This window comes from Amycolatopsis thermalba, from assembly GCF_003385215.1.
Classification (GTDB): domain Bacteria; phylum Actinomycetota; class Actinomycetes; order Mycobacteriales; family Pseudonocardiaceae; genus Amycolatopsis_E; species Amycolatopsis_E thermalba.
Genome location: NZ_PQHW01000042.1, coordinates 13,079 through 29,219, shown reverse-complemented (window position 1 = coordinate 29,219; position 16,141 = coordinate 13,079). Strand labels below are relative to the sequence as shown.

Annotated in this window: 14 protein-coding genes; 4 read left to right on the top strand and 10 right to left on the bottom strand. The window is 72.2% G+C overall.

From position 1 onward, the window contains the following. Window positions 1-17: 17 nt before the first annotated feature. The 3 genes from D0D15_RS18250 to D0D15_RS18240 all read right to left on the bottom strand — a co-directional run bounded on the left by D0D15_RS18250 (window position 18) and on the right by D0D15_RS18240 (window position 5,552). Entirely contained in the window at window positions 18-2,450 is a 2,433-nt protein-coding gene (locus D0D15_RS18250) for a nitrate- and nitrite sensing domain-containing protein (RefSeq protein ID WP_094008559.1), read from the bottom strand. Window positions 2,451-2,844: 394 nt separating this feature from the next. Further along, window positions 2,845-4,158 carry an LLM class flavin-dependent oxidoreductase gene (locus tag D0D15_RS18245; RefSeq protein ID WP_208646182.1) on the bottom strand — a complete coding sequence of 438 codons (1,314 nt, stop codon included), beginning with the start codon at window positions 4,156-4,158 and terminating at the stop codon, window positions 2,845-2,847. Continuing rightward, window positions 4,155-5,552, bottom strand: coding sequence for an MFS transporter (locus D0D15_RS18240; RefSeq protein WP_094008560.1), 1,398 nt, complete (start codon window positions 5,550-5,552; stop codon window positions 4,155-4,157). Before D0D15_RS18240 ends, D0D15_RS18245 begins: the two co-directional genes overlap by 4 nt. 53 nt (window positions 5,553-5,605) lie before the next feature. Between D0D15_RS18240 and D0D15_RS18235 the strand changes: the two genes are divergently transcribed. Then, window positions 5,606-6,073 (top strand): MarR family winged helix-turn-helix transcriptional regulator, encoded by a 468-nt coding sequence (locus D0D15_RS18235; protein WP_094008561.1) that lies wholly within the window; start codon window positions 5,606-5,608, stop codon window positions 6,071-6,073. Between the two features lie 68 nt (window positions 6,074-6,141). On the opposite strand, the gene D0D15_RS18230 is transcribed toward D0D15_RS18235, so the two are convergent. From D0D15_RS18230 to D0D15_RS18215, 5 genes are all read right to left on the bottom strand, one after another. After that, window positions 6,142-6,897 carry a hydroxypyruvate isomerase family protein gene (locus tag D0D15_RS18230; protein WP_094008562.1) on the bottom strand — a complete coding sequence of 252 codons (756 nt, stop codon included), beginning with the start codon at window positions 6,895-6,897 and terminating at the stop codon, window positions 6,142-6,144. 4 nt (window positions 6,898-6,901) lie between these two features. Beyond that, a complete protein-coding gene (locus D0D15_RS18225) occupies window positions 6,902-8,425 on the bottom strand; it encodes a long-chain-fatty-acid--CoA ligase (protein ID WP_094008563.1) in 1,524 nt (507 codons plus the stop codon). A gap of 159 nt (window positions 8,426-8,584) precedes the next feature. Further along, window positions 8,585-9,130: a GNAT family N-acetyltransferase gene (locus tag D0D15_RS18220; protein ID WP_094008564.1), complete on the bottom strand. Its 546-nt coding sequence runs from the start codon at window positions 9,128-9,130 to the stop codon at window positions 8,585-8,587. After that, a complete protein-coding gene (locus D0D15_RS35970; RefSeq protein ID WP_094008565.1) occupies window positions 9,090-9,542 on the bottom strand; it encodes a hypothetical protein in 453 nt (150 codons plus the stop codon). Before D0D15_RS35970 ends, D0D15_RS18220 begins: the two co-directional genes overlap by 41 nt. A 165-nt stretch (window positions 9,543-9,707) precedes the next feature. Continuing rightward, the gene (locus D0D15_RS18215) at window positions 9,708-10,154 is read right to left on the bottom strand and encodes a MarR family winged helix-turn-helix transcriptional regulator (RefSeq protein WP_094008566.1); all 447 of its coding nucleotides are present in this window, start codon (window positions 10,152-10,154) and stop codon (window positions 9,708-9,710) included. Window positions 10,155-10,661: 507 nt separating this feature from the next. Between D0D15_RS18215 and D0D15_RS18210 the strand changes: the two genes are divergently transcribed. Further along, window positions 10,662-11,708 (top strand): phosphotransferase family protein, encoded by a 1,047-nt coding sequence (locus D0D15_RS18210; protein WP_094008567.1) that lies wholly within the window; start codon window positions 10,662-10,664, stop codon window positions 11,706-11,708. Window positions 11,709-12,383: 675 nt separating this feature from the next. On the opposite strand, the gene D0D15_RS18205 is transcribed toward D0D15_RS18210, so the two are convergent. Beyond that, window positions 12,384-12,857, bottom strand: a complete 474-nt coding sequence (locus D0D15_RS18205) for a universal stress protein (RefSeq protein WP_094008568.1) — start codon at window positions 12,855-12,857, stop codon at window positions 12,384-12,386. Window positions 12,858-13,022: 165 nt separating this feature from the next. On the opposite strand from D0D15_RS18205, the gene ilvA reads away from it, so the two are divergent. Next, window positions 13,023-14,240 carry a threonine ammonia-lyase IlvA gene (gene ilvA / locus D0D15_RS18200; RefSeq protein ID WP_233157513.1) on the top strand — a complete coding sequence of 406 codons (1,218 nt, stop codon included), beginning with the start codon at window positions 13,023-13,025 and terminating at the stop codon, window positions 14,238-14,240. On the opposite strand, the gene D0D15_RS18195 is transcribed toward ilvA, so the two are convergent. Beyond that, complete coding sequence (locus D0D15_RS18195) at window positions 14,224-15,066, bottom strand: SDR family oxidoreductase (RefSeq protein ID WP_094008569.1); 843 nt, start codon at window positions 15,064-15,066, stop codon at window positions 14,224-14,226. The genes ilvA and D0D15_RS18195 overlap by 17 nt on opposite strands. Before the next feature lie 139 nt (window positions 15,067-15,205). On the opposite strand from D0D15_RS18195, the gene D0D15_RS18190 reads away from it, so the two are divergent. Next, window positions 15,206-15,730 (top strand): TetR/AcrR family transcriptional regulator, encoded by a 525-nt coding sequence (locus tag D0D15_RS18190; RefSeq protein WP_094008570.1) that lies wholly within the window; start codon window positions 15,206-15,208, stop codon window positions 15,728-15,730. Window positions 15,731-16,141 lie beyond the last annotated feature (411 nt).

Genomic DNA, 16,141 nt, shown 5'->3' with positions numbered 1-16,141 from the left:
GAGGTTCGACTTCCCTCTCAGTCAATGGTGGCCCGGGGGTCTTCCGGTGCGTCTGCGTCGCGCCCGCGGCGGGTCCCCTTGTGGAACGCCGAGAGCGTGTTGCGGGTCCGACCGGAGAACTCGTGGTAATCGGTGGCGTCCGCGTCCGGGTCGTCACGGAGCTGGGCGACGAGGTTCTGCTGCGGTTCGCGCTGCGGCAGCGGGGCCCGGGACCGCTTGGGGCGCGGCGAGGGCGTCGGCGACGGTGCGGGGTCCGGCTCGAACACCGAGATCGTCCGCACACCGGTGGTCTCGCTCGCCCGTTCCGGTTCCGGCTCGGCGTGCCGTCCCGCGGGGAGCTCCACCGGGACCCGCCGAGCGGGCTCGGGGGCGCCGTTGTTCTCGTGTCGTCCCATACCGTTCGCTCCGGCCGGCACGCCGGTCTCCTCCTGCTCGTACGAGTCGGGCCCGGCGGTCGCCGGGGCGCCGCGGAACTCCGGATCGGCGTTCTCGGCGACCTGGTCGGTGTTGGCGAGCAGGGCCGACGGGATCAGGATCGTGGCGCGGGTGCCACCGTAGCGCGAGGAATCGAACATGACCTTGAGGCCGAGCCGGGCCGCCAGCCGGGCGACCACGAAGAGGCCCAGGCTGGAGTCGGCTTTCAGGGCCATTGCGTCGAACTCGGGCGGCTCCGACATCATCCGGTTGGCCCATTCCCGGACGTCGTCCTTCATGCCCAGGCCCTGGTCGGCCACGTCCACCACGACGCCGCGCGCGACCAGGGTGGAGGTCATGTGGACCTGCGATCCGGGCGGGGAGAACGTGGTGGCGTTGTCGACCAGCTCGGCGACCAGGTGGATGGTGTCGGCGACCGCGGAGCCGATGATCGCGACCTGCGGGACGTTCTCCACCTCGACCCGCGAGTAGTGCTCGGTCTCCGACACCGCGGCGCGCAGCACGTCCATCAGCCACACCGGCTTGCGCCAGCGGCGGCCCGGCTGCTTGCCGCCGAGGATGATCAGGTTCTCGGTGGTGCGCCGGGCGCGGGTGGCCAGGTGGTCGAGCTGGAACAGGCCCTTGAGCTGCTCCGGGTTCTCCTCGCGGCTTTCCATCCGGTCCAGGATCTGCAGCTGGCGGTGCACCAGGCCCTGGTTGCGGTGGGCGATGCCGAGGAACACGTTGTTGACACCGCTGCGGGCCTTGGCCTCGCTGGCCGCGGCCTGGACGGCGGTCAGCTGGGCGATGTTGAACGCCTCGGCCACCTGCCCGATCTCGTCCTTGCCGTGGTCCAGCCGGGGCAGCTCGGCGCTGACGTCGACCGGCTCGCCCTCCTTGAGCCGGTTCACGATGCTCGGCAGGCGGGTGCGGGCCAGCTCCAGCGAGTCGTTGCGCAGGCGCTCGAGGCGCGTCATCAGGGTCCGGTCGACCAGGGTGCGGGACACCCGGATGGCGACCCAGATCGACGCGACCGCCGCGAGCAGGGCGGCGATGCTGCCGATGATCACGGTCCACAGGTTGACGTTGCCCTTGTCGAGCGCGGCGCCGGAGGCCAGCTCCGACTGCTCGACGGTCAGGGCGATCAGCTGGCCCGACACCTGCGTGGTGAGGTCGCGCCAGTCGTTCTCCCGCAGGGTCAGGCCGCCGACGTTCTCGCGGAACGGGCCCGGTCCGTGCGTGATGATCGAGTTCTCGGCGGCGGTGAGGCGCTGCCACTGGTCGCTCGAGGTCAGCTCGCGGTAGCGCTGGCCGGCCTCGGGGGCCATGTAGCTCGCGATCTTCGTCAGCTGCGCGCGGTAGCTGCCGACGAGCTGGGCGAACTGCAGGTGGTCGGCGGGGGCGAACTGCCCGGCGGCGAACGCGCTGGAGGCCAGCGACGCGGCGCGCGACATCTGGTCGGAGGCGCGGAAGATGTCCACCGACGTCATACCGCCCTGGGTCGACTCGGCGTCGGGCACCAGGCGGGCCTGCGAGTCGAACAGGTCGGTCGCGGTGTCCAGCAGGCGGTTGTAGAAGTCGTTGACCTGCTCCTTGGAGATCGTGCGCAGGTTGATCTCCGCGCGGATGACCGGGAGCTGGTCGAGGCTGGACTCCATCTGGTTCATCCGCTGCCCGATCTCGTCCGGCACGAGGCTCTTCACCTCGGCCAGCGCGGACCGGAGGCTGGTCAGCGACTTGTCGATGGACTGCTGCTGCGCCTGCAGGTCGCGCAGGCCGACCTGGGGGCGTTCCAGGTAGACCAGGGACAGCTGGCGTTCCTGCTGGACGGCGCCGAGCGCGGTGACGGCGGGGATCGACACGTCCTGCACGGAGGAGGCCACCGTGCGCACGTAGATCGCGTCCACCAGGAAGTAGCCGGAACCCGCGATCCACATCACCAGCAGCGCGATACTGGGGATCAGGACGGTTCCGGTCAGGCGTTTGCGAATCGACTTGTGGTGGCCTTCGCCTGACTTGTCATCTGTGTTTTTCACGACGCTCCACGAAATCCTGGGGACCGGGACGAAGACGGCGACGTCACGACAGAGTCGTATGCAACCACCCCTGTCAAGCCAGGGCTGCCGGCGAGCGCCTTCCCGGCGGCTCGGGGGTCATTCTCACTCTGCGTCACAGTCACCGATCACTCGATAGATGCTCTGGTCGGACTGAAATCATGTCGTACGGCGTTCACCCCTGAGCCGCGACCCCCCGGTTACTGTGCGCAAACCCCGTTGTCCCCGGTGGCGGCGAGGTGCCGGCCCCCGAAAGCGCTTTCCTCCCCGCGAGGGAGATACGCAGCGCGGATGTCGTCACCCGTTCGCGCGGAAGTCGTCGTCGCGTCGCTACCCGGCGCCACCACCCCACAGCCGGCCGAGCGGGCCGGTCAGCTCACGTTCCTCGTCCGACAGGTTGGGACAGGAGCGCGTCGGTGAGCGAGTCGAGCGCCTCCCGCAGGCCGGTGATGTCCCCGGCGCCGCCGGCGAACGCGACCAGCGCCGCGTCGACCCGTTCGACGAGGGCCTGGATGGCGCGGTGCTCGTCCTCGAGGCGGTCCAGCACGGGGGCGAGCCCGGGCTCGAACCGCCGCAGGGCGGGGAAGATGCCGGCGTCCTCGCGGTGGTGGTGGACGCTGACCACGCGGCAGAAGGACGCGCAGTACGCGCCGAGCGTCCAGTTGTTCTGACGCAGCGCGAGGGTGCGCAGGTGGGACCGCGCGGCGCCGGCGTCGAGGGTGCCGGCGGCGACCTCGGCGACCAGGTCGCGCAACCGGCCGAGTTCCGCGCGCAGATGGTCGTGTGCCTCGACGAGCCGCCGCCCGGCGGCCGCTTCCCGCTCGGTGCCCGGCCCGCCCCGGGCCGCGGCGACGAGTTCCCGGACCGCCGGGGCGATCTCGGTGGCGAAGAGCCGCAGCAGGTCCGGCGTGCCGGCCGGGAGCAGGAACCCGCTGACGCCGTGGGTGAGCGCCAGGTCGGCGAGTCGTCGCGGCCAGTCGCGAGGGGAACCGAGCGCCGGCGGGGACAGGTTGTAGAGACGGCGGATCGCGGCGGGGTCCCGGCCCGCGTCCGCCGCGGCGGCGTCGATGATCGCGCCGGCCGACGGCAGATCCTCCGGCGGGATCCGGGTCATGCTCGGCAGCCACCCGTCGGCCAGCGTGCCGGTCAGACGCAGCATCCGCGGCCCGAGCGCGCCCACCCAGATGCCCGGATCGCGCGGCGGGGGACCGGGTTCGGCGCCGTCGAGCGCGTAGTGCTCGCCCGGCAGGTGGACCGGCCCGCCGGGTGTCCACAGTGCACGGATCACCGCGATCGCCTCGCCGAGGGCGGAAACCGCTTCCGCGGGCGGGTGCCACGGCCCGCCTTCGGCCGCGATCACGTCCCAGTACGCCCCGGCGCCCAGCGCCGGGCCGGCCCGGCCGCCGCTGAGCGCGTCCAGGCTCGCCACGGCGCGGGCCAGCATCGCGGGGGGACGCAGCGGCAGGTTGGCGACGTTCGGGAACACCCGCACCCGCTCGGTCCGCGCGGCGATCACCGACAGCGTCGTCCACGCCTCGGCGAACTCCGGCCGGTACGGGTGGTCCGGCACGCTCACCAGGTCCAGTCCGGCGCGGTCCGCGACCCGCGCGAGTTCCAGCGCCTCGCCCGGCCGCGCCGTCACCGGCACCAGGACGGCGCCGAAGAGCAGGTCGTGGCCGTAGTCCGTCATCGGCTCGCCACCGCGGGGCGGGCGGCGGGCACGAGCCGTCCCGGGCCGGCGAGCGCGACCAGCGCCGCCACGCCCATCGCGATCGCGGACAGCACGAACGCCGTGGTGTAGCCGGATTCCACCGGGAACCGCGTGCCGGGGATGACCTCGCCGGTGACGATGGTCGACGCGATCTGCGCGCCGAAGGTGCCGCCGATGGTGCGCATGATCGTGTTGACGCCGGTGGCCTCCCCGGTCTGACGCGGGTCGACCGCGCCCACGACGAGGTTGGCCAGCGACGCGAAGGCGAACCCGACGCCGATGCCGAGGATCCCGTTGCCCAGGTAGATCGGCCACTGCGTGCCGTGCGCGACGGCGAACACCACGAACCCGGCCGCGCCGACCACGCACGCCAGCACCAGCGGCAGCTTGAACCCGGCCTTCGCGCCGATGCGCCCGGCGAGCGGGCTGGCGAACAGCATGGTCACCGCCATCGGGATGATGAACAGCCCGGCCTCGGTGACCGACGCGCCGAAGCCGTACCCGGCCTGCGACGGCGTCTCGACCAGCAGCGGCACCAGCGTGAACGCGCCGTACATGCCGAACCCGATGATCAGCGCGGTGATGTTGGAGGTCAGCACCGCGGGACGGCCGAGCAGCCCGATGTCGATCAGCGGCCGCGCCAGGCGCTTCTCCACCAGCGCGAACACGGCCAGCAGGACCGCGGCGGCCGCGAACAGCCCGACGATCGCCGCCGAGCCCCAGCCCCACACGCGGCCCTCGCTGATCGCCAGCAGCAGCGCGACCAGGCCACCGGTGAGCAGCAGGGCGCCCGCCCAGTCCACCCGGCCCGGCGAGCGCACCGGCGACTCGCGCACGAACGCGGTCACCGCGGCGATGCCGGCGACGATCACCGCGAGCATCAGCCAGAAGATCCACTCCCAGCCCAGCGCGTCGACGATCACCCCGGGGATGACGAGCCCGGCGCCGAACCCGATGCCGAAGGTCGAGCTGATCCAGCCGATCGCGACCGGGACCCGCTCACGCGGGAACTCGTCGCGCACGATGCCGAACGCGAGCGGGAACGTCGCGGCCCCGGCTCCCTGGATCGCGCGGGCGGCGATCAGCACGCCGATGGACGGGGCCACCGCGGCGAGCAGCGTGCCCGCCGCGGACACCGCGAGGCACGCCAGCAGCACGCGGCGCTTGCCGAACATGTCGCCGAGGCGGCCGAGCAGCCCGGTGGCCACCGACGCGGTGAGCAGGAACGCGCTGAGCACCCAGGACACGGTGGTGGTCGACGTGCCGAACTCGGCCTGCAGGGCCGGCAGCGCGGGCACCGGCATGGTCTGCAGCAACGAGAAGGACAGCACCGCGATCAGCAGCGCGGCGAACGGAGCGGAAGTTCGTGTCATGACGTAATGATTACACGACGACATTATTACGTCCAGGGGGTAGGATCGCCGTCATGGACGACCGCGAGACGCGCCCGCCGACCCTGCTCGCCCTGCCCTCGTACCTGGCCGGCCACGTGGCGCGGATCGGGCATCGCGGGCTGGTCGCGGCACTGGCCGAGCACGACCTGCGGCTGCCGCACTTCGCCGTGCTGACGGGGTTGTCGGATTTCGGGCCGCTGGCGCAGCACGCGCTGGCCGACCGGCTCGGGCTCAACCGCAGCCACCTGGTCGGGTACCTGGACGTGCTGGAGCGACGCGGTTTCGTCCGGCGCGAACGCGATCCGGAGGACCGCCGCCGCCAGCGCGCCGCGCTGACCGATTCGGGGCGGAGGCTGGTGCGGCGCCTGCAGGAGGTGGCGCACGCCTCACAGGAGGAGTCGCTCGGCGTGCTGTCCACAGCGGAACGCCGGACGCTCGTCGACCTGATGCGACGCGTGGTCGTGGCCGACGACGCGGCCGCCCGGAAGGCCGGGGACTGACGGGGCGTGCCGGACGAAGACCGCGGGTGGCCGGGGCAGTTGCTGGTCGTGCCGCGGTTCGAGGTGTCCTAACCAGCGAGCCAGCCGAAGCTGTCCACAGTGGACCCGGTCGGCAGGTACTCCAGCCCCACCCAGCCCGCGTAGCCGGTCGCGGCCAGGCGCTCCAGCCACGCCGTCACGCCGAGGGTCCCGGTGCCCGGCTCGTGCCTGCCCGGTGCGTCGGCCACCTGCACGTGCCCGGTCCGCGCCAGCAGCGGCGGTGTGAGCAGCGCGTCCAGGTCGTCGCCGTTGCTGCCGAGGTGGTAGACGTCCGCCAGCAGCGCGATGTTGTCCGCGCCGGCCTTGTCCGCCAGCGCCAGCGCGTCGGCGGCGCGCAGCAGCGGGTAGTCCGGCGCGCCGGACAGCGGTTCCAGCAGCACCGTGCCCGGCAACCGCTCGGCGGCGTAGGCGAGGTTGTCCAGCAGCACCTCGCGCGAACCGCCGGTCCGGTTGCCCGGCAGCACGTTGAACAACCGGCACCCGAGCCGCCGCCCGATCGCGGCCGCGATGTCCACGCCGTCCCGGAACTCGGCCGTCCGCGCGGCGAACGCGGCCAGCCCCCGTTCGCCCGCCGCCAGGTCGCCGTGCGGCACGTTGAGCGACACCAGTTCCACCCCGGCGTCGGCGATCGACGTCACGAACCGCTCGACCTCGCGGTCACCGGGCACACCGGCGAACGGCCACCACGACTCCACACCCGCGAACCCGGCCTCCGCCGCCGCGGCCGGGCGTCGCTCCGGCGCCAGCTCGGTGAACAGGATCGAGGTGTTGACGTCGTACCGCATGACGTCATCCTCGCAGACGCGCCCGCAGCTCCAGCTTCGCGATCTTGCCCGTGGCGCCCTTCGGCAGCTCGTCGACGATCCGCACGCGCCGCGGGTACTTGTACGCCGCGATGCGTTCCCTGGCCCACGCCACGATCTCGTCCGGCTCCGCGGTCGCGCCCGGCTTGAGCGAGACCACCGCGACGACCTCCTCGCCGAGCCGCTCGTCCGGCTCGCCGATCACCGCCGCCTCACCGATCGCCGGGTGCCGGTACAGCAGCTCCTCCACCTCGCGCGGGTAGACGTTGAACCCGCCGCGGATGATCAGGTCCTTCTTGCGGTCCACGATGAACACGAACCCGTCGGCGTCGACGTAGCCGAGGTCGCCGGTGTGGAACCAGCCCCCGCGGAACGCCTCCGCGGTCTCCTGCGGCCGCTTGTAGTACCCCTTGGTGATGTTGTGGCCGCGCAGCACGATCTCGCCCACCTGCCCGGCCGGCAGTGGTCGGTCCGCCTCGTCGACGATGCGCAGCTGCACGCCCCAGATCGGCTTGCCGATCGAGAGGATCTTCCGGTTGTCCGCGCCCGGGTTGACCGTCGTGGTCGACGCCGACTCGGACAGCCCGTAGCCCTCCAGCACCGGGATGCCGTACTTCTCCTCGAAGCGGCGCAGCACCTCCTCCGGGATCGCGGCGCCGCCGGAGCTGCCGATCCGCAGGCTGCTGGTGTCGTAGCCGGTGGTGTCGGCGTACGCCAGCGCGTGGTACATCGTCGGGACGCCGGCCATGATCGTGACCCGGTCGCGCTGGATCGCCTCCAGCACCGCGGGCACCTCGAAGCGCGGCACGACGGAGATGGTCCGGCCGTGCCGCGCGGAGGCGTTGAGGATGCTGGACAGCCCGTAGACGTGGAAGAACGGCAGCACCGCCAGCGCGACGTCCTCGGGTTCGGCGCCGAAGCGCTCGCTGCCCAGCGTGCAGGTCATGTAGAGCTGGAAGTGGGACAGCTCGGCGCCCTTGGGGCGGCCGGTGGTGCCGCTGGTGTAGAGCAGCACCGCGGTGTCGTCGGCCGCGCCGGGGAAGATGTCGCCGTCGTCCGCGGGGTCCAGCAGCGTCGCGAACGACAGCGTCCCCTCCGACCAGGCACCCGCGTCGAGGTCGCCGACGACCACCGCGCGGACCTCGGCCACCTCCTTGAGCGCCGTGGACACCTCGGCGGCGCCCGCGGCGTGGGCGATGATCATCCGGGAGTCGGAGTCGTCCAGGTGGTAGGCGATCTCGGCGGCCTTGAGCAACGGGTTGAGCGGCACCATCGTCAGGCCCGCCTTGAGGATCCCGAAGTAGGCGATCACGAACTCGGGCACGTTGGCGAGCTGCACGGCGACCTTGTCGCCGGGGCGCAGGCCCTGCTCCCGCAGGGCGACGGCGACCCGGCCGGAGCGTTCGTCGACCTCGGCGTAGGTCATCGCACCCGACGGGAACCGCAGGAAGTCCTTGCCCGGCGTGGCCGTCGCCGACTCCCGCAGCATGATCGCCAGGTTGAAGCTCATGGCCTGCCCACCTTCCGAACGTCGTTCTCCTCCGCGGCGCCCGAATTGCCCTGGACGCCCGGTACTCGTCAGGGTCGGTTGCCGAACCCGGCAGAATCCCGTTCGGTTTTGCGGCGACGTCGACCCGTCAGTCAGTGAACCGCGCGGCCGGTGTGGTGGTCAAGTCCCCGGCGCGTCGTCCAGGTCGCCCGGCCGGATGCGGTAGACCTGCAGGCGCAGGTCGTAGTACTTGGTGGTCTCGCCGACCCACTGCATGCCGAGCCGCTTCGCGGTGGCGATCGCCCGAATGTTGTTCGGACGCGCGACGGCGAACAGCTCGTCGGTGTCCTGCGTGAACGCCCACCTGATCAGGGCCTGGCTGCCCTCGGTGGCGTAGCCCTGGCCCCAGGCCTCGGGATGCAGCTGCCAGCTGAGCTCGAGGTCCTCGTCGTAGGGCGGCAGCAGGCGGATGCCCAGGCCGCCGATCACCTGCCCGTCCTCCCGGCGCTCCATCGCCCACCGGCCGCGGGGCGGCGGCAGGTTGGGCTGGGCCTCACGCCAGGCGTGCAGCACCGCGCGCATCGCGGCGACATCGCCGACCCGGTCCATCGCCGGGGTCAGCCAGTGCGTGACCTCTTCCGAGCCGTAGATCGCGAGTGCGGCTTCGGCGTCGTCGACCGTCCAGTCACGGATGAGCAGCCGGTCGGTGATCAGGGGCGACTCCATGTGTAAACGCTACGTGAAGTGCGGCCGGTACGGCAGCCACGAGTGGCAGATGCGCCCAGAGAGCGGCATGGTCCCCCTCGCCGCTGCGCCCCCACAGGGCCGCGCAGGTCGTCAGGACGTGCAGGCCGGTGCCGAAGCCGCTGTCCGCGGAGGGCAGCTCGATGCCGGGCGCGGCCAGCGAGATCCGCAGCCAGTCGGACTGGGTGCCCTCGCGCACGAGGCGGAGTGTGGCGGGCAGGCGGCCCTGGTCGTAGGCGGCGCTGGCCAGGGTGTCGATGACGAGCAGCGCGTCCGTGACCGACTCGACCGTGCAGCCGTCGAGGAAGGCGGCGGCCGATTCCCGCAGGGTGCGCACGTCGGTGGGGTGGCTCAGTACCCGTTGCAGGGCGTTGTCGATCCAGAAGTCGGTCACGCGGGCTCCCTCCGCTGGCTGCTCAACGGTCGGGTGAGACTACCCAGCCGGGCCTTGCCGAAACCGGGCGTCGTGTGACCGTGGTCGCAGTGCTCAGCCCGTCGGTTGTAGCACCACGAACACACCCAGCTTCATCACCAACGCCTGTTGCCGTGGCCGCAGTGCTCAGGCGTCCGGCGTGTGGTGGCGCAGCAGTCTGGACAGCAGGCCGGTCAGCTGTTCCCGCTCCTGGTCGCTCAGCGGGGCGAGGAGGTCGTCCTGGATGCGGGCGATCTGCTTGTCGAGGCGCTTGAGGTGGCGGCGGCCGTCCGCGGTGATCGTGATGACGTTGCGGCGCCGGTCGGCCGGGTCCGGCTCGCGGCTCACCAGGCCGCGGTCGGCCAGTTCGTTGATGGTCGCCACCAGGTCGGAGAGGTGGATGGCGCTGCGCCGGCCGAGCGTGGCCTGGCTCGCCGGGCCGGACTCCTCCAGAGCGGCCAGCAGGCGGTAGTGGTAGCCGCGGGCGCCGGCCTCGGACAGGCCCTCGGTGACGAGCCGGTGCGCGTGGTGGGCAGTCTGGGTGAGCAGCCAGCTGGGCAGGGCGCGCAGCCGTCCGGAGGCGGTCGTGTCCATGGCCGGAGTGTAACGGAAACGTTTGGACGCCGAATCATTTGCCGGTTCAACGTTGGCGGGCCTAACGTTTGCCGTCCGCGGGCGTCGGAAGGGCGACAGGCCGGGACTGTCGAATTCGGCGTCCGCCCACCCACCCTGCTCTCAGGCTGCTGTCCACCGGCGGCGCGGTTGCCGCCGGACGTGTGGTGCCCGCTCCGAGCAACCGGAGCCCCTCAACGCTGGAAGGCACCAGCTGCATGCCATGGCGAGCACCGGCGGCGTGCGGTGGCGAGCGCGGGCGGCGTGCGGTGGCGAGCGCGGGCGGCGTGCGGTGGCGAGCGCGGGCGGCGTGCGGTGGCGAGCGCGGGCGGCGTGCGGTGGCGAGCGCGGGCGGCGTGCGGTGGCGAGCGCCGGCGGCATGCGGTGGCGGGCACCGGTGGCATCCCGTGGCGCGCTGGTCGGCGCGCTGGGCTTCCGCTGTCCCCAGTCCGTCTGCCATGTTGCAACCCGAAGCGAAGGAGGGGCCCGATGCCGGAGGCCGACGTCCTGTCGCCGGGGGAGCTGCGGGCCGTCGGCGTGTGGATGGACCGTCAGGGGTTGCCGGGCGGCCCCGTCGAGGATCTGGCGCCCATCGCCGGCGGCACGCAGAACCTGATGGTCTCCTTCCGCCGCGGCGGCCGGGCCTACGTGCTGCGCAGCGGGCCACGCCACCGGCGGGCGCGCAGCAACGACGTGCTGCGCCGCGCGATGCGGGTGCTCGCCGCGTTGTCGGGCACCGCGGTGCCGCATCCGGAGCTGATCGCGGCCTGCCCGGACGAGACGGTCCTGCCGGGCGCGGTCTTCTACCTCATGGAGCCGGTCGACGGTTTCAACGCGACCCTCGAACTGCCGGAGCCGCACGCGACCCGGCCCGCGCTGCGGCACGAGATGGGCCTGGCGATGGCCGACGCGCTGGCGGCGCTCGGGTCGGTCGGCCACGAGGAGGTGGGGCTCGCGGATTTCGGGCGGCCGCACGGGTTCCTCGAGCGCCAGGTGCCGAGGTGGCTCGCGGAGCTGGACTCCTACGCTGGCCACGAGGGCTACCCGGGACCGGACATCCCGGGCGTGCCGGCGGTGGCGGAGTGGCTCGCGTCCCACGTGCCGCGGCAGTGGACACCAGGCATCCTGCACGGCGACTACCACCTGGCGAACGTGCTGTTCTCCCGCGAGGACGCCGCGGTGGCGGCGATCGTCGACTGGGAGATGAGCACGATCGGCGACCCGCTCCTCGACCTCGGCTGGTTGCTGGCCACCTGGCCGGGCACCCGCCCGATGCTCGGCTGGACCGGCCTCGCCACGGCCGGCGACCTCGCCACCGAAGAGGAGATCGTGGCCCGCTACGCCGACCACTCGGGGCGGGACACGTCCGCGATCGCCTGGTACGCGGTGCTGGCGTGCTTCAAACTGGGCATCGTGCTGGAGGGCACCCACGCGCGGGCCTGCGCGGGCAAGGCACCCCGCTCCACCGGCGACCGCCTCCACGCGGCCACGGTCAGTCTGTTCGAGCAAGCACTGGACCGAATCGCCCGCGCGTGACTCGGGCCGCGCGGCGTCGGCGGCGTGACCCGGGCCGCGCGGTAGCGGTGCCCGGCTGAAGGCGGTGGTGCGTGGCCTGCGGGGTGCGCGTTGGCGTGGTTGCGGTGGGGCGATGGGCGGCACCGGCATTGACTGCCCCGCAGGGGCTTGCTGGGCAGGGCGTGGGTGCTGGTTGCGGGCTGTGCGGCAGCGGCGGCCGACTGGAGGTGGTCCCGCCGGGCCCGTTGGGGTGTGCGTGGGTGTGATTGCGCTGGGGGAGAGGCAATGCCTGGCACTGGCATCGGTTACCCCGCACGGGCTTGCTCGGCTGGGTCTGGTTGCGGCTGGCTGCATGACAGAGGCCGCGCGGTCTCGGCGGCCGGCTGGAGCTGGCGACGCTGAGCTGCTCGGGCTCGCGCTGCTCCTGCTCGGGCTCGCGCTGCTCCGGTTGCGCCGGATTGAGCGGCGGTGCCCGGCGCCGGGGGCTGGCTGCCCTCGGCGGCGGTGGACTTGCGCCCCGATCATCCTGAATCGCCACGGGCCTTGTCCCGCGATCTGGCGCCGCGCCCGCACAAACCGATCCACAGCCACCCTCGATGCCCTGCCTCTCACTGAGAAATCGGGCCTGCCGGAGCAGGCCCGCCGGTGGTGAGCTCGGCCGAGCGGGCACCGGCGAGGTTGCGCGGCCGGTACTGGTCAGGGCACGACCGTCACCGGCCAGAGGCCGGACCGCACGAGGCGGTTCGCCACGGAGCCGACGATGCGGTGTCCCCGGCTCTCCGACGCGCCCACCACCACGAGGTCGGCATGCAGCTCGACGGCCGCGCGCCGCAGCTCGGTGAAGGCGTCGCCCCGGCGGACGATGAACGTGATCGGCATGTTCGCCTCGTCGGCCAGGTCGCGGATCGGCCTGCGCATCTCGTCGATCGTCGCCTCGTAGGCCTGCTCCTGGGCGGCCGTGAGGTAGCCGGTCGCCATGCCCGTCCACGCCGGCGGCGCCAGCACGTAGACCAGCACCAGCCGCGACCGCTGCCGCCGGGCGAGCCCGGCCGCGTAGGCACCTGCCCGCAGCGCGGTGGGGGAGCCGTCGACGCCCGCGAGAACGATGTGGGGACCGTCGGTGCCTCGTTCGAACGGTCCCGGCGACCACGCCGGGCCGTACTCCTCCACCAACTGCCCCCTGGCCCGCTCCGCACCCACGGCTCGCATTATCTGGCACGGGCCGCTCCGGGTGCGGGCGCCCGGCACGACTTTGGTACGAATGACGTCTACGCCGACAGGAGGAACCAAGTCGTGGGTAACGGGCCCGACGCGGTGCGGGCAGCCGACGTGGCGATGGCGGCCGCCCGGTTCGCCGGCGTCATCCAGCCGACGCCACTGCACCGCAACGAACGGCTTTCGCTGCAGCACGGCGTGGACGTCTGGCTCAAGCGCGAGGACCTGTCCGCCGTCCGGTCCTACAAGGGGCGTGGCGCCTACAACCTGGTGAGCCAGCTCTCCCCCGAGGAACGTGCCCGGGGCGTCGTGTGCGCGAGCGCCGGCAACCACGGCCAGGGTGTGGCGTTCGCCTCAGCCGCGCTCGGCGTCCTCGCCCGCGTCTACCTGCCGCGCACCACGCCCCGGCAGAAGCGGGACCGCGTCGCCCGCCTGGGTGGTGAGCACGTCCAGATCGTGGTGCACGGCGACACCTACGACGACGCGGCCGCCGCCGCGCAGGCCTACGCCGCGAGCACGGGCACGACGATGATCCCCGCCTTCGACGACCCGCGCACGATCGCCGGGCAGGGCACCGTGGTCAAGGAGGCCATCGAGCAGCTGGGCAAGGCGCCCGACGTCGTCGTCGTGCCGGTCGGCGGCGGTGGCCTGCTCGCCGGAACGCTCGCCTGGCTGCGCGAGACCCAGCCCGAGGTGCGCGTCATCGGCGCCGAACCGCAGGGCGCGGCCAGCATGGCGCTCGCCCTCGAGCACGGTGGCCCGGTCGCCATGGAGGCCATCGACCCGTTCGTCGACGGCGCCGCGGTGCGGCTCGTCGGTGAGCACACCTACGCCCTCGCCGCCGACCGCCGTCCCGACATGATCGCCGTGCCCGAGGGCAAGATCTGCGTCGAGATGCTCGACCTCTACCAGTCCGACGGCATCATCGCCGAGCCCGCGGGCGCGCTCTCCCCGGCCGCGCTCGGGCTGGACCTCGGACTGGAGCCGGGGTCGACGGTGCTGTGCATCGTCTCCGGCGGCAACAACGACGTCAGCCGCTACGCCGAGATCGTCGAGCGGGCGCTGATCTTCGAGGGACGCAAGCACTACTTCCTCGTCGAGTTCCCGCAGGAACCCGGCGCGCTGCGCAGGTTCCTCGACGACGTGCTCGGACCCGACGACGACATCACGCTCTTCGAGTACGTCAAGCGCAACAACCGCGAGACCGGCCCGGCGCTGGTCGGCATCGAACTCGGGTCGCCGGAGAACCTCGAACCGATGATGAAGCGGATGATGGCCGGCCCGCACCGCATCGAACGCGTCTCGCCCGACAGCCCCCTGTTCACGTTCCTCGTTTGACCGGCATCGGGATCGCCTGCTCGGCCGCGCGGCTCACCTCCTCCCAGTCCGACCAGCCGTCCAGGCGCTGACGCGTGAGGTCGTGCGCCAGGTCGTAGACCATGCTGCCGAGCAGCAGGCGCAACGGCGGGTCCTCGCTGTCGGCGAGTTTCAGCACTGCCTCGGCGGCCAGCGCCGGGTCGCTGTCGACCGACTCTTCGGACCACAGTCGTTCGAGCTCCAGTCTCAGGGGCCCGTAGTCGTCGATCGGGCTCGCCCTGGCGGGGGCGGTGTAGAGGTCGGTCCAGTAGCCACCCGGCTGGACGATGCTCACCTGGACGCCGAACGGGGCCGCTTCCCGGGCCAGTGCCTCGCTCATGCCCTCCAGGGCGAACTTGCTCGCGCTGTAGAGGCCGGTCATCGGGAACCCGCCGAGCGCGGCGATGCTGGAGATCTGCAGGATGCGGCCGGACCGCTGCCGCCGCAGCACCGGCAGGACGGCCTGGCTCACCCACAGGGCGCCGAAGAAGTTCGTCTCCATCGCGGCGCGGGCCTGCTCCTCGGTGAACTCCTCGACCATGCCCATCGACAGCGTGCCCGCGTTGTTGACCACCACGTCGAGGCGGCCGAAGTGCTCCACGGCCTGCTCGACGGCCTTGAACACGTCCTCGCGCCGGGTGACGTCGAGCTGGATGGGCAGCAACTGGCTGGTCTCTTCGGTGGTGATGGTGCGGGCGGCCGCGACGACCCGGTCGCCACGGGCGAGGGCGGCTTCGGTGAACGCGCGGCCGAGGCCTCGGCTCGCTCCGGTGATGAACCAGACGCGGGACGTGGGGTCGGTGGTCATGGTGTGCTCCTCTCGTTGTGAGACGAACCGTAGCGTCTCGTTTCGAGGCTGTCAAGACGGACCGTCTCGTCTCATCTTGTGGTAGAGTCGGGACGTGCCGGATTCGAGTCGTCGGAACGAGAACTCGCGTCGCGCGATTTTGACCGCGGCGTTCGAGTTGGCGGGGGAGGTGGGATACGCGAAGCTCAGCATCGAGGGGATTGCCGCGCGGGCCGGGGTCGGGAAGCAGACGATCTACCGCTGGTGGCCGTCGAAGGGGGCGGTGCTCCTGGACGCGTTCCTGATGCTGTCCGAAGGGGACGGTGGCGGACTGCCCGATACCGGGGACCTGGAGGCGGACCTGAAGGCCGTGTTGCGCGCGACGGTCAAGGAGTTGCGCGACGCGCGTTACGACCTGCCGATGCGTGCGCTGAGTTCGGAGATCATGCATGACCCAGAGCTGGCGCGGATGTACGCGGAACGGCTCGACGAGCCTGTGCGGGAGCTGAAGAAGGAGCGGCTGCGGAAGGCGGTGGAAGTGGGACAGCTGTCCGATGTGGACCTGGACATGGCGGTGGACGTGATCTGGGGGCCGGTGACGGTGCGCTGGATGCAGCGCGGGCCGCTCACGGAGGAGTTCGCGGACCGGGTGGTGGAGACGGCGCTGTCCGGGTTGCGGCCCTGACTGCGCCGAGGTTTCCGCGCCGCCGGCGGGCCGGGCGCGGGCGGTGACTCGGTGGCGGGCCGGATGCGGGCGGTAGCGCGGTGGCGGGCTGGACGCGGGCGGTGACTCGGTGGTGGGCCGGGCGCGGGCGGTGACTCGGTGGCGGGCTGGGCACGGCTGGTAGCTCGGTGGCGGGCCGGATGCGAGGGGTGACCCGATGGCGAACCCGGTGGCGCGCCGGACGCGAGTAGTGACTCTGTGGTAGGCCGGGCGCGGGTGGTGACTCGGTAGTGGGCCGGATGCGGATGGTCACTCGATGGTGGGACCGGGTGCGGCTGGTGACTCGGTGGTGGGGCCGGATGCGGATGGTCACTCGGTGGTGGGCTGGATGCGGCAGGCGAGCGCGTAGTGCGCCGGATGCGGCTGAGTCCT